Consider the following 14,093-nt stretch of genomic DNA (forward strand, 5'->3'; position numbering starts at 1 on the left):
TATGTAATACTAGATTTCTCTTTAAATTTGTGATTATCTCCAGCATAAAGCAATAAGAGAAAATTTATTTAATATAATTACTTTTTTGAACTTTTGAGCCTGAAATCTTGTTCTCTTGAACCTGGACTGGGCAGCAGCCAGGTTACAAAAACACTCGCCCCAAAATTCTCAATTTTTGACCAAATTGTCAAGTAAATGCAAAAAATGTATTGCTTTATAAGCGAAAAACAATTAAAATTGGTGACGTTTTAGCTATAGGTCAGATCCCCTAAAATGCAAGAAGCCCCGGATTGTTTTGATTTTTCTCAGCTGTCCTTGGAGGAAATAGCCAAATTACTCCAACGTTTTAGCGTGCGCCTAACTCCCGATGAAGCCCTTACCATTCAGAACTCCTTATTAAAGCGACCACCAACTTATGCGGAATGTATTTTATGGTCCATCCAAGGTTCTGAACATTGTTCTTATAAAAGTAGTCGCAAACATCTTAACCAATTTAACACGAAAGCACCCCACGTTATTCTCGGCCCTAAAGAAGATGCAGGAATTGTTGCTGTAACCATTGATAAACAAAACAGGCGCTATGGCATCGTAGTGAGTCATGAATCACATAACCACCCCTCGCAGCTCGTACCCTTCGAAGGTGCAGCAACAGGAGTAGGCGGAAATGTGCGTGACGTCTGTTGTATGGGAGCGGAGGTCATCGCCGTTGCCGACAGTTTGCGCTTTGGCGATATTAATCGTCCCAAAACAAAATGGATACATCAAGGAGTAGTTCAAGGAATCGCGGGTTACGCAAATCCTCTTGGCATCCCCAATTTAGGTGGTGATACTTATTATGATGAAGCCTATAATGAAAACTGTCTGGTCACTGTAGTCACTTTAGGGGTCGTCAGAGAAGATCACATTATTCATTCCTATGCGCCAGCCAATGCAGAAGGCTATCAATTTATATTAGTTGGCAAACCTACAGACAATAGCGGTTTTGGCGGTGCAGCTTTTGCTTCAGCAACACTGAGTGAAGAGCAACAAGAGCAAAATAAAGGGGCGGTACAAGAGCCTAATGCTTTTTTACAACGCCATATCCTTAAAGCCAATTATGCCATGTTTGAATTTCTGCGCGAAAAAAATCTAATCGATCGCGTTGGCTTCAAAGACCTGGGCGCAGGAGGAATTGCTTGTGCCAGCGTTGAATTGGCGGAAGCCAGCGGCTATGGGGCAGAAATCAATCTTGATCTGGTGCCAACCAGCATGAACAATTTATTACCCGCTGTCGTCTTATGTTCTGAAACTCAGGAACGCTTCATGTGGGTTGTTCCCAAAGAACTGGTTGATACCTTCCTAAAACATTACAACGAACGTTTTGCTCTTCCAGAAATCTGTGATGGAGCACAAGCAACTGTTGTGGGTCAAATAAGAAACGATGGTTTATATGTGGTGAAGGCCCAGGGCAAAGAAATTGTTTCCGCACGCGCAGAAGACATTACTAAAGGGATTCTTTATGATCGCCCCTTCAGTACGAAACAAAGCACTTATAGTGAACCAGAACATATTCCAGTAAGCGATTTCAATGCAGAATTACTCAGTTTACTTGCTCATGAAAACATTGCATCACGTGCCCCTATTTACGAAAGTTATGACAAACAGGTCCAAGGTCGTTCATTCGTTGAACCAGGATGGGCCGATGCTGGAGTGATTACTCCATTTAATGAGGATAAATATCCGGAAGAAATTCGACGAACTGCTGTTGCCTTATCGGTCGATCATAATCCGCGTTATAACAAAATTGACGCGTATTGGGGTGCTGTCAATGCAGTTGTTGAATCAGTACGTAACATCATTGCAGTGGGCGCATGGCCTCTTGCTCTAACAGACTGCCTGTGTTTTGGTAATCCTGAAAATACCGAACAAATGGGCGAGTTTGTTGATTCAGTACGTGGCATAGTCGATGCATGTGCTGCAGTAAAAATGTTTACCGATCGCAACGTAAGCCTGCCTATTATTTCAGGTAACGTGTCTCTTTATAATGAATCGGCTCAAGGTGCGATTCCACCAAGCCCCATCATCAGTTGCATTGGCGCGATTAACGATTACTCCAAAACAGTAACCTATGATTTCAAAGAGACTCATTCAGTGCTTTTAATGATTGGCGCACGCAAAGATGAATGTGGCGGTAGTGTGTATTACCAAGTGCACAATCAGCTGGGCAGTCAATTACCCAAACCCGAACTTGCTGCATTTGCGGATGAAATTGCCGCAGTACATGCAGCCATACACGCAGGCCTGGTTTTGTCAGCACATGATATTTCCGAAGGCGGTATTGCAGTTGCCCTAGCAGAAATGAGTTTTAAAAATGAAATTGGGGTGAATGTTTTTATTCCCGGAGAGTTACCTAATGATAAAAAACTGTTTTCGGAAAGCGGCGGATTTATCCTCGAAGTCTCTCCGGAAAAAGTAAATGCGCTGGAACAAATATTTCATAAATATTCTGTACCGTTTCAAGCTATAGGTGAAACAACAGCAACCCCAAACTTGATGATCAATTCGGTTATCAATCTATCAATCAGTGCAGCCAAAACTGCCTGGAAAAATGGTTTAGTTGAGAGGCTCATATAATGTCAATTATTGATTATAAAGCTGCAGGTGTAGACATTGAAGCAGGTAATGAAGCAGTTCGTAGTATTAAAAAAGCGGTAGAAAGCACGTTTTCGCCGCGAGTCCTTACTGGAATTGGCAGTTTCGGTGCCATGTATGATCTCAAAAACCTGCTGCAAGATTATGAGCATCCAGTTCTTGTGCAAAGCATTGATGGTGTTGGGACCAAAATGATGGTCGCCAAAATGATGCAAAAATTTGATACCATTGGTGTTGATTTAGTAAGTGCCACCACCAACGACATTATTGTTTTGGGAGCAAAACCGCTTACCCTGCTCGATTATATTGCCAACGATAAATTAAAACCGGAAATCATCGAACAGATCGTTAACGGCATGGTAAAAGCCTGCAAAGAAAACCATATTTCTTTAGTTGGTGGTGAAACAGCTGAAATGCCAGGTACCTATCTACCAGGCGAGCTTGATTTGGTTGGCGTCATTACTGGCGTCGTAGAAAAAAATAAGGCGATTGAAGGAAAAGAGATTTGTGAAGGCGATCTTGTAGTCACCTTTCCTTCAAGTGGTTTGCATACCAATGGCTATTCACTCGCAAGAAAGTTACTCTTTGATGTAGCCGGCTATAAAGTTGAGTCGCAATTTCAAGATTTTTCCCACAGCATTGGTGAAGAACTTTTAACACCGCATCTGAATTACACCAGACCTGTTTTAAGTCTTTTGGAAAAAAACATTCCCATTAAAGGCATGGCCCACATAACCGGCGGCGGGTTACTGGAAAATATTCCGCGTATTTTACCCAAACATTGTTCTGTGGAAATCCATAAAAAACAAATTCCCGAACTGCCTATATTTAATTTGTTACGCAAGTTGGGGCACCTGGATGACGAACACATGTATCGTACCTTTAATATGGGTGCAGGTTTAGTACTTTTTATAGCACCACAAACACTCACTCCTGTTCGCGAAGTACTCCGCGATTTTCCTACTTTCCCTCTTTATGAAATTGGACAGGTTGTAAGAGGAGAGCAAAAGGTGACGCTGTTATGATACGTATTGGCTTAATTCAATTTCCAGGATCCAATTGTGAACGCGAAACAGCGCTTGCTGTAAAACGTGTGGGCATGGAGCCTGTTGAATTCTTGTGGAATGAATCCTTAGAGAAATTACGTCACCTGGATGGCTATATTCTTATCGGAGGGTTTTCCTACGAAGATCGCTCCCGCGCAGGAATTATTGCCGCACTTGATCCGGTAATTCAAGAAATCAAAGCACAGAGCGAAAAAGGGAAGCCCGTAGTGGGAATCTGTAATGGCGCGCAAATACTCGTTGAATCCGGTTTAGTCCCCGGTTTCAACCAAAATGATATCAGTATGTCGCTCACAGAAAATAAGCGTATTGCCAACGGCAAAATAGTAGGAACAGGTTTTTATAATGCCTGGGTGCATATGCGCTTGGCAGAAAATCACCAGCATAATGCGTTTACCCGCCATCTTAAAACTACAGATTTAGTTCATCTTCCTATTGCCCATGCGCAAGGACGATTTCTTATGCCGGATTCTTTATTAAAAGAAATCGAAAAACACGGCTTAAATTTATTTCTATATTGTGATGCCCAAGGCAAGATCATTGATAATTTCCCCATTAATCCAAATGGTTCTGCAGGTAATATTGCTGCAATCACCAACCAAGCTGGGAACGTTATGGCCATGATGCCTCATCCTGAGCGCACGATAAATGGCGATCCTATTTTTGCGTCCATGCGTGATTACATCAAGGAACATCAATGCAGCCTGGGTGAAGGTGAGGTTCCGACTAGCCTACGCTCCGCGACTTGTTCGCGGAGTCCAGAAGCCCTACTAGCACTGGATCCCGCGAACAAGTCGCAAGACGTAGTGAATAGAATGACAGTCAACCCCAAACATTTCAACAAAATTCCAAGCAGCCATATCTGCCTTGTCAAACTGATTATCACCGATAACCAAGCGTTGACCGTACAAAAAACATTAAGACGATTAGGTTTTCCAGTAACGGTAAATCGATTTGAGCATTGGGAAGTTGCATGTGATTCTGCAGAACAGTTTGCCCAACTTAAAAATACGGGACTTTTGTATTCCGATCGAAAAGAACGCGAAGTGTTTGCAAGCAAGCTTGACTCTCAAAATGCTTTAGCTTATCTGGTGCGTGCAAAAGAAGACTTGAAAGGGCAACAAACACTACAAACGCTTAATACCCACTATGCAGTACAAAAAATAAATAAAATAAGACATGGCGTCTTATGGCAATTTACCAGCGATGAAACCAATGTCTCTGCGTTAATCGACCCTATTTTATTAACTCACATTATCGGGAACCCTTATGCTCATGAATGCTACCGCTACGACCACTCGTTATGATAATGAAATTCGCGAAGCTTTAGCTTTTTGCCTTGATCAAACGAATTTGCCTGTAGGGAAAAAATATCAAGGAAAAGTAAGAGATTCGTATGATCTTGGTGATGCCATTATGCTCATTACTACAGATAGACTCACGGCCTTTGATCGACATCTCGCACTCATTCCCTATAAAGGCGCGGTACTTAATTTAACCAGTGCCTGGTGGTTTGAGCAAACCCAAAACCTTATCCCTAACCACATTATTGCTGTTCCCGACTCGAATGTCGTTATTGCCAAAAAATGTACTGTTTTTCCGATTGAGTTTGTAGTCAGAGGTTATATCAGCGGCACGACCAGTACTTCTTTATGGACTCAATATCAAAATGGAGTACGTAACTATTGTGGCATTACCTTTCCTGAAGGCTTAAGTAAAAATCAAAAATTGGAGCAACCTGTTTTAACTCCGACGACCAAAGAAAAAATTCACGATCGCCCTATTACTCCGGCTGAAATTGTTTCAGAAGGATGGATGGCTGAAGAAGATTGGCTAGAAGCCAGTGCTTTAGCCCTTAAACTCTACGAGCGTGGCGCTGAAATTGCTAAAGATCATGGTTTGATTTTAGTAGATACTAAATATGAATTTGGCCGCGATGCGCAAGGAAAAATTATTGTTGTTGACGAAATTCACACTCCTGATTCCAGTCGTTATTGGTTGGCTGACAGCTATCAAGAACGCATTGCAGCTGGACTGGAACCAGAAAATATTGATAAAGAATTTTTACGGTTATGGTTTGCAAAAAACTCAGATCCTTATCACGATGAGCAACTTCCACAAGCACCACAAGAATTAATTAAAGAACTCTCATCACGTTATATTCAATTGTATGAACGAATCACAGGTAAAAGGTTCAATTTTGCAGACCATAAAGAACCTGCTGAGCAACGAATCATGCGTCATATTGCAAATTACTTGGGGTAGCATAACCAAATGTGTGGGATAGTAGGTATTTACAGTCATGAACCCGTAGCTTACGAATTGTATGAGAGCCTGATTCACTTGCAGCATCGGGGGCAAGATGCTGCTGGCATCCTGACCTGTGATCAGCGCTTCTATACGAAACATGGATTAGGTTTGGTACGCGAAATTTTTACTCCTGAGAATGTTTCTGTGTTGCAGGGAAATATCGGCATTGGCCATGTACGTTACCCTACCGCAGGCGGTTATACTGCAACGGATGTCCAACCCTTATGGATTGGCAGCCCACGCGGCATTGCACTTGCTCATAATGGCAATCTGTCCAATTACCAGGAACTGGCTGACGAGATTCGTTTAAAGCAACATCGTCATCTTAATTCTACGCTTGATTCTGAAGCCCTATTACTCATGCTGGCAGATAATCTGGCCAGCAATGCGTCCAGTAACGAAGAAAATAATGACAGTTTTTTCGAATTGCTGACGCAAGCAGTCGCGCATATTTTTGAACGAATTGAAGGGGCTTATTCCATTGTTTCCGTGATTATTGGTAAGGGACTTGTTGCGTTCCGTGATCCTCATGGTATTCGCCCTTTAGTTTGGGGAACGCGTGAAAATCCAGATGGAACTATAGACACTATTTTCGCATCAGAAACAACCCCTTTTTATGCCTTAGGCTTTGAACCTAAGGGAGATATTTTACCCGGTGAAGTAGCCTATGTGGATCTTAATGGGACATTACACCGCAGGGTTCTGAAAACCGAAGAATTTAAACCTTGTGTGTTTGAGTATGTTTATTTTGCCCGTCCGGATGCAACACTCAATAACGTCAGCGTGTACCGATCTCGTCTACGTATGGGGCAAAATCTGGCGCTTCAGTGGAAGAAAAAATACCCTGATCTCATCCCGGATATCGTCATTCCGGCCCCTTTTACTGCAAATACAGCAGCGTTATCTTTTGCCCATGAGTTAGGCATCAGATACTCTGAGGGTTTGTATAAGAATCCTTTTATAGGCCGTACATTTATCATGCCCAATCAAAAGGCGAGAAGTCGAAATATCCGTTATAAACTAACGCCGCAACGAACCGAAATTAAAAATAAAACGGTGATGATTGTCGACGACAGTATTGTCCGGGGCACAACTTCCCGGGAAATAGTCAAGATGGTAAGAGAATCTGGCGCCAAAAACATTTATTTTGCGTCCACATCACCACCACTTAAAAATCCTTGTTTTAGTGGGATTGATATTCCTTCTCGTAAAGAGCTCATTGCGGCCAATCAAAGTGAAGATGAAATTGCCGCCTATCTTGGTGTTGATGTGTTACTTTATCAATCCCATGAAGATTTGATTGAAGCAGTAACCCGACGGGGGGAACATCAAATCAAAAAGCCCTGCATGGCGTGCATGGACGGCGATTATTTTTGTAAAAAATTAACTGCAGAAAAAATGAAACAGCTCGAGCAGCAACGAGAAACCAGCAGGCTGAGTACCCCCGCAAAAAAAGAGGATATCATTGAATGAACATTCTTGTTATTGGTTCTGGCGCACGTGAACATGCACTCATCAAAGCATTACACCGCTCCCCACAAAATACTTCCTTGTTTTGTTATGGCACGGCGATCAATCCAGGAATCCACAAATTAACGGTTCAATATGGTGTTGGCGATATTACCGATTGCGCTGCAGTAGTGTCCATGGCAAAGCTCTGGGGGATTGAATTAGCAATCATCGGTCCTGAAGCACCGCTTGAAAAAGGAATGGCTGACGCATTATGGCAAGCAGGAATCCCTACGATTGGCCCAAAAAAAGAATTGGCACAAATAGAAACCTCTAAAGAATTTGCGCGTGATCTCATGCAAAAATATCACATTGCTGGTTTGCCGCGTTATCAAAAATTCGCAGCGCTGAATCACATTGAAACATTTCTTAATGAGCTAGGCGAAGGCAATTACGTGATTAAAGCAAATGGCTTAATGGGAGGCAAAGGAGTAAAAGTTGCAGGAGAACATCTGCATTCAATTGCTGAAGCCTTAAATTTTTGCCAGGAAATTCTCGATAAAAAACAGACGATTCTTATCGAAGAAAAACTAATCGGCCAGGAATTTTCCTTTATGTGTTTCGCTGATGGTAAAAAATTGATTCCTATGCCTTTAGTCCAAGATCATAAACGCGCTTATAATGGTGATAAAGGGCCCAATACCGGCGGTATGGGTAGTTATTCAGACACCGATCATTGTTTGCCTTTTTTAACTGCAAATGAGGTCCAAGAAGCTCTAGCGATTAACAATGCAGTTTTTCAAGCGTTGTCTGCAGAGTGTGGTGAACCTTATATTGGCATTTTATATGGCAGTTTTATTGCCACCAAAAATGGAATTTATGTCATCGAATTCAATGCCCGTTTTGGTGATCCTGAAGCGTTAAACGTGTTATCCATTCTGGAGTCCGATTTTGTTGCCCTATGCCAAGCCATGGTCAGCAACAACCTTAGCGCAGATCACGTCATATTCTCGAAAAAGGCTACTGTTTGTAAATATACGGTTCCTGAAGGTTATCCTGATGCGCCAAAGAAAAATTTTGCTGTTGATTTCTCAAAGGTAGTTTGCCAAGATCATTTATATCTTTCTTCAGTCAATCAGGTCGATCAGCAAATTATTGCTGAAGGTTCGCGCACCGCCGCCTATGTTGGCATTGCCGATTCGATTTTTGCTGCAGAAATGAATGCTGAGGATGAAATTTCATTAATTGAAGGTCCTTTATTTCATCGTCAGGATATAGGTACAAAAAAATTAATTCAGCAGCGCATTGACCACATGCAAAGGATACGCACCTCATGATTCGCATTGCCGTCCTTGGTTCAACTCGAGGCACTAATCTTAATACCCTTGTCGCTGCAATGAAGCAACAGCAGTTATCTGCGTCCATAGAGCTGGTCTTAAGTAATAAAGCAGACGCGCTCATTTTGGAAAAGGCAGCGCGTTTCGGCATTAAATCCATGTTCGTTAATCCGCAAGGCCTCAGCCGCGTCGATTTTGATCATGAACTATCCAAAATACTCAAGTTCCATCAAATAGATCTTGTTGTATTAATTGGCTATATGCGCATCTTATCAGCCGAATTTGTCGACAACTGGGAAAATAAAATAATCAATATTCACCCGTCTTTATTGCCTGCTTATGCAGGGTTAATGAATCTCGATGTACATCAAGCGGTTATAGCCGGTGCTGAGGTCGAAACAGGATGCACCGTACATTTTGTTACCGCACAAGTGGATGCGGGCCCTATTATTTTGCAAAAAAAATGCCCTGTTTTACCAAATGATACTTCAGAAATTTTGAAAGCAAGAGTACAAGAATTGGAAGGGCCAGCTTTGGTTGAAGCAATAAACAGGATTGCAACCACTGATAGAACTCAGGTTCACTGCTGTTAACTTAAGAAAAAGATGTCGTTCCTGCGAAGGCGGAACCTATTTCTAACAAGGCATAGTGCCAATTTATGAATGGATTCCCGCCTTCGCGGGAATGACAAGAATCTTTAAGTCAATGGCCGTGGAACTCAGAGTTTTTACATCACGGCACTCAAGCTACGATGTAATAAAGATAAATATAAAATAGAATTAATGAGGGAATTATGTCTAATATACTTGTATCAATACTTATGGGATCAAAGTCTGATTGGGCCATCATGGAAGAAGCCAGCCTGACTCTGGAAAAATTCAACATTCCTCATGAAGTCCGTGCATTATCAGCGCATCGCACTCCTGATGCTTTGTTTGACTATCTTAAATCTGCAGAACAACGCGGTGTTGAAGTTTTTATCGCTGCAGCTGGAGGCGCAGCTCATTTACCTGGTGTTGTTGCTGCCAAAACAATAATACCTGTTTTGGGCGTACCCATGCCTTCATCGACATTTACTGATGGTCTTGATGCACTTTTATCCATAGTGCAAATGCCTGCAGGAATCCCCGTAGGTACTCTTGCTGTAGGTAAGGCAGGTGCAATTAATGCTGCAATTTTGGCAGTAACGATTTTAGGTAATAAATATCCTGTATATCGGGATGCAATCAAACAATACCGTATGGCGCAAGCAGAGAAAGTATTGGAAAATGCGACAATTAAGTGATAAATACATTATCCGCATCAGCCAATGCACATGGATTGGGATGTATTTTTTGCAATGAGGAGAATTTTAAGAACAATGCTTTTAATTTTTAGAGTTAAAAAAGAACTCTATTTTTAACTCTAAAAACAATCAGTGAAATAGAATAGAGGGTTTCTGAGCCAGCTCGAGCTCAATACTGTAATTTTTGCTTTCCAGGCTATACTAAATCAAGCCATTGATTTAACAAAGCAATTAATTCCTGAACCCCTTCTTTTTTCAAAGAAGAAAAAGATTGCACCGTAATCAAATGTGCTGCCAATTCATAATGTTTACGAACTTTAAATAAGGTGTTCTTTACCTCGCTACGGCTTAATTTATCTGATTTAGTCAGTAAAATATGGACTGGGAGCTCGCGTTCCAAAGCCCAATCGACCATCATCAGATCTAAATCTTTTAAAGGATGGCGAATATCCATTAATAAAATCAGACCTTTTAAACTTTGCCTGACTTCAAGATAATGGGCCAAATTTTTTTGCCAATCCATTTTCACGTGCAAAGCAACTTTGGCATAACCGTAACCTGGTAGATCGACAAGGCGACGTACTTCATCGATTTCAAATAGATTAATTAATTGCGTACGTCCAGGGGTTTTACTGGTTCGCGCCAAATTTTTAATGCCTGTTAAACAATTCAAGGCACTTGATTTTCCCGCGTTTGAACGGCCAGCAAAAGCAACCTCATATCCTGAATCCTCAGGCAATTGAGATACGCGTGCTGCGCTTTTTAAGAATACTGCTTTAGAATAAGGATTTTCTGACATAAGAATTATAATATTTTGGTATTTCAACCAAGGCAGTGTACCATTACTTCGTAAATTTATTATGAGAAATCGATGAAAAAATTTGTACTCACTTTTATTCTGTTTATTCCATTAGTCCTTTTTGCCCAAGAAAATCCCTCCACAATGAAAAAAGCAGTAGTGTGTACTGCATGCCATGGTCAAGAAGGCAATAGTGCAAATCCCCAATGGCCTAATATCGCGGGACAACATCCCAAATATTTTATAAAACAATTGCACGACATGAAAGACAGTAATTTACGTGATGCACCTACAATGAAGGCGCTCGTTGCCGCCCTAAACGAGCAAGATATGGATGACTTGGCAGTATATTATGCTAAAATGCCTCTGGCTCAAGGCAGCACTCCCGAAAAATTTCTTAAACGAGGTGAGCAAATCTACCGCGGGGGAGATTTTGCAAAAAGGATTACGGCGTGTATCGCCTGCCATGGTCCTAAAGGTACAGGTAACGCTCCGGCTGGCTTCCCGGTGCTTTCTGGCCAACATGCGGCTTATACCGTGTTGCAATTAAATGCATTTAAAGACGGTAAGCGAAAAAATGATTTAAACCATATCATGCAAGATATTAGCAGTAGAATGAGTCAAGATGATATGGAAGCAGTTGCACATTATATTGAAGGGTTACATTAGGGAACTAAATTATGTTAAAAAAATTAATCGCTGTATTTTTTCTTTTTCCAGCAATAGCCTTAGCCGCGTCATTTGTTGAAGGTAAAGATTATCAAATCGTTACCAATCCCCAAGCAACAAATAATAAAAATAACCCCCCCATCATTGAAGAGTTTTTTAGTTATGGTTGTCCTTGGTGTTACAAAATAGAAGCGCCTCTGGATGCATGGGTTAGTAAAATGGGTAATAACATTCAATTCGAACGCGTTCCTGTAGTATTCAAACCATCCTGGGAACTCTATGCTAAAGCCTACTATACCGCAAAGACCCTTGCGCTTTCTGATAAAATGAATCCTTTACTCTTTAAAACCATACAAGAAGACAGAAAACCACTGGATTCAAAACAAGCGATGATCAATTTCTTTGTTACTCAAGGCGTTGATAAAGAAATTGCTAAAAGTGCCTTTGAAAACTCCCCAGCAATTGATATGCGCGTGCAAAATGGGATGAGTCTCATGGGAACTTATCAAATTAATGCGGTTCCTGCTTTCGTAGTTAATAATAAATATAAAACGGACTTACAAATGGCTGGTAACTCAGAGCGTTTATTGGAAATATTGAATTACCTCTCGCGAAAATCTTAATTGTCGTCTTGAACGTAACAGCTCTTTTTTACCTACTTACCGTGCCTTATGGACGACATCCAGTCGATCTCATATGAAGACCGGGCTGGATTCCGCGCATAAAGCGCGGAACGTAGGTATTTTCATGCCCTACGAATCAACAAAGATGCCATCTCTAAAAAGCTGTCATCCCTAACTAAGTAGATTAAGTTTTAAAAATTTGCGCTCAAATAGCCACAATAGGTTTCCACAACTTTCAGTGGAATAAAAAAAATAAAACTTGTTAGTATAAATACTGAAGTTTTAATTTGGGTGAAACCATACCCGTAATTTATCATGGCACAGGGTAGAAAAGGGACTAAACGACACAAAGCGAGTGATTTCCATCCATAAGAATCTATATGTCTTAGCCAACCATCTAATTGTTGTTTCTTTTTGCCTGATAACCAAGCAAGCCCTACATGACGACTAATCATAAATGCAATTACCGCACTGAGTAGTGCGCTCAATAAATTCAGCACCAATCCCCAATAAAATCCAAATAAGGCACCCGCTGCAAGAATAATTGGCAAGTTTGGTAAAAATAATAGAGAGGCAAAACAATAAAGTAAGCAAAAACCAATAACCGCTAGATAACCTAATGAACGCAACCAATGGATTAGAGTAGGAATTTCATGCTGAAAAAACCAGGCAACAGTAATCAAAGCAATAATTATTCCCCATTTAAGCCATCTAAGGCCTTCATTGATTTTCATAAATGATGAAAAAAGACCATATCCAATAATCAATTATGTCAAGAAGCCACTATAGCGTCAAACCAAGTTATTGATTTAACAACAATTAATTTTCACTTTTATTGCAGTCTCCCTTCAAATAAGCGTTAAAGCAAGCTTGTAGATATTCCTGGTTTTTGCTGTTTCAGTTCTTCTTTTGCAACGGATAAATGTGCCAATAATCCGCTTAACACATCTAATGTTTGCTTCAGTGCAGTTGAGAGTGAACTTGATACAAAGGTACTTAAAAAAGGACTGTCTTGTTTATAAAGTTGATCAGCACGTTCAAGAAGTTCTGCTGTTTTTCTATGCACCTCAACCAACTCGTCCACACTACGCAAGTGAAACAATGTATCAAAAAGCATTTTATACTCTTCTCTTAGTGCACCTTCTTTGGTCAAATCCAAGTTCTGTTCTGCAAAAAAACTTGAACGGTTCTTGGGGTTAATTAATTTTAAATAACCATTCAAAGATTCTTCTAATTTAGGTTTTAGCTTATGGAGTTGATTGGCAATATATATTTGGTCTGTAATTTGTGTAAATGGTTGTGCTATATTTTCTTTTTTTAGAGAAGAAACCTCTATATAAATAAGTCCCAGTTCGCTAGCCCATTTCCTTGCTTCTTCAGAGTATATATCTCTACATTGCCCCAAATCTGCTTTACAACCAACAAGTATCATAGGAACATTTTTTTTAATTTCCTTTAAACGCGCAATATGTTCTTTCGTATGCTGCAAAGAGGTTTTATTGGTTAAGTCAAAACAAATCAAGGCACCATCAACATGCCGAAAATAGGGTGAGACTATTTTGTGCAGTCTTGGAGTTCCCGAAGCATCCCAGATACGCAATTGAATTATTTTATTAAACGCGTTAAGCCGTTTAATTTGTTGGTCAACCCCCATTGTGTCCATGTACTCGTCGGAACTATAAACATTACCGCCGCAATAGGTGTGCAGCAAACACGATTTTCCGACAAAGTTATCACCTAGGAGGATTATTTTGAAATGTTCATTAAATTCTTGCTTGTGTTGCATGCTAAATATCCCTCCTTAGATCAACCTGAACAAATAGTAACAAAGAAATAATGGTGATTTAAGTATTTTTTGAACTAATAGTTAAATTTTTTTTAGCATTGATGAAATAACGGGATCCGAGTTTTGCTAATACAAATTCA

At 40.6% G+C, this 14,093-nt stretch carries 13 protein-coding genes; 10 read left to right on the forward strand and 3 right to left on the reverse strand.

Annotated elements, in window-relative coordinates:
- Nucleotides 1-273: 273 nt before the first annotated feature.
- The 8 genes from purL (at nucleotide 274) to purE (ending at nucleotide 10,076) form a co-directional block, all read left to right on the forward strand.
- Entirely contained in the window at nucleotides 274-2,613 is a 2,340-nt protein-coding gene (gene purL, locus DY223_RS16090) for a phosphoribosylformylglycinamidine synthase subunit PurL (RefSeq protein WP_058458376.1), read from the forward strand.
- Nucleotides 2,613-3,656, forward strand: a complete 1,044-nt coding sequence (purM, locus tag DY223_RS16095; RefSeq protein ID WP_058458375.1) for a phosphoribosylformylglycinamidine cyclo-ligase — start codon at nucleotides 2,613-2,615, stop codon at nucleotides 3,654-3,656. Before purL ends, purM begins: the two co-directional genes overlap by 1 nt.
- Entirely contained in the window at nucleotides 3,653-5,002 is a 1,350-nt protein-coding gene (purQ, locus tag DY223_RS16100) for a phosphoribosylformylglycinamidine synthase I (RefSeq protein WP_058458374.1), read from the forward strand. The genes purM and purQ overlap by 4 nt, the downstream gene beginning before the upstream one ends.
- Nucleotides 4,965-5,960 (forward strand): phosphoribosylaminoimidazolesuccinocarboxamide synthase, encoded by a 996-nt coding sequence (locus DY223_RS16105; RefSeq protein WP_058458373.1) that lies wholly within the window; start codon nucleotides 4,965-4,967, stop codon nucleotides 5,958-5,960. Before purQ ends, DY223_RS16105 begins: the two co-directional genes overlap by 38 nt.
- 9 nt (nucleotides 5,961-5,969) lie before the next feature.
- Nucleotides 5,970-7,478 (forward strand): amidophosphoribosyltransferase, encoded by a 1,509-nt coding sequence (gene purF / locus DY223_RS16110; RefSeq protein ID WP_058458372.1) that lies wholly within the window; start codon nucleotides 5,970-5,972, stop codon nucleotides 7,476-7,478.
- Nucleotides 7,475-8,791: a phosphoribosylamine--glycine ligase gene (gene purD, locus DY223_RS16115; RefSeq protein ID WP_058458371.1), complete on the forward strand. Its 1,317-nt coding sequence runs from the start codon at nucleotides 7,475-7,477 to the stop codon at nucleotides 8,789-8,791. The genes purF and purD overlap by 4 nt, the downstream gene beginning before the upstream one ends.
- A complete protein-coding gene (purN, locus tag DY223_RS16120; protein ID WP_058458370.1) occupies nucleotides 8,788-9,384 on the forward strand; it encodes a phosphoribosylglycinamide formyltransferase in 597 nt (198 codons plus the stop codon). The genes purD and purN overlap by 4 nt, the downstream gene beginning before the upstream one ends.
- A 200-nt stretch (nucleotides 9,385-9,584) precedes the next feature.
- Nucleotides 9,585-10,076, forward strand: coding sequence for a 5-(carboxyamino)imidazole ribonucleotide mutase (gene purE / locus DY223_RS16125; protein WP_058458369.1), 492 nt, complete (start codon nucleotides 9,585-9,587; stop codon nucleotides 10,074-10,076).
- Between the two features lie 196 nt (nucleotides 10,077-10,272).
- On the opposite strand, the gene yihA is transcribed toward purE, so the two are convergent.
- Nucleotides 10,273-10,875, reverse strand: coding sequence for a ribosome biogenesis GTP-binding protein YihA/YsxC (gene yihA / locus DY223_RS16130; protein WP_058458368.1), 603 nt, complete (start codon nucleotides 10,873-10,875; stop codon nucleotides 10,273-10,275).
- A gap of 72 nt (nucleotides 10,876-10,947) precedes the next feature.
- On the opposite strand from yihA, the gene DY223_RS16135 reads away from it, so the two are divergent.
- Together DY223_RS16135 and DY223_RS16140 are read left to right on the forward strand one after the other, a co-directional pair.
- The gene (locus tag DY223_RS16135) at nucleotides 10,948-11,544 is read left to right on the forward strand and encodes a c-type cytochrome (protein WP_058458367.1); all 597 of its coding nucleotides are present in this window, start codon (nucleotides 10,948-10,950) and stop codon (nucleotides 11,542-11,544) included.
- An 11-nt stretch (nucleotides 11,545-11,555) separates the two neighbouring features.
- Nucleotides 11,556-12,167, forward strand: coding sequence for a thiol:disulfide interchange protein DsbA/DsbL (locus DY223_RS16140; RefSeq protein WP_058458366.1), 612 nt, complete (start codon nucleotides 11,556-11,558; stop codon nucleotides 12,165-12,167).
- A gap of 191 nt (nucleotides 12,168-12,358) precedes the next feature.
- On the opposite strand, the gene DY223_RS16145 is transcribed toward DY223_RS16140, so the two are convergent.
- Nucleotides 12,359-12,901 (reverse strand): TVP38/TMEM64 family protein, encoded by a 543-nt coding sequence (locus DY223_RS16145; protein ID WP_058458365.1) that lies wholly within the window; start codon nucleotides 12,899-12,901, stop codon nucleotides 12,359-12,361.
- A gap of 125 nt (nucleotides 12,902-13,026) precedes the next feature.
- Nucleotides 13,027-13,953 (reverse strand): Rab family GTPase, encoded by a 927-nt coding sequence (locus tag DY223_RS16150; RefSeq protein WP_058458364.1) that lies wholly within the window; start codon nucleotides 13,951-13,953, stop codon nucleotides 13,027-13,029.
- Nucleotides 13,954-14,093: the final 140 nt, after the last annotated feature.

This window comes from Legionella bozemanae (genome assembly GCF_900450575.1).
In the GTDB taxonomy this organism is placed as follows: Bacteria; Pseudomonadota; Gammaproteobacteria; order Legionellales; family Legionellaceae; genus Legionella; species Legionella bozemanae.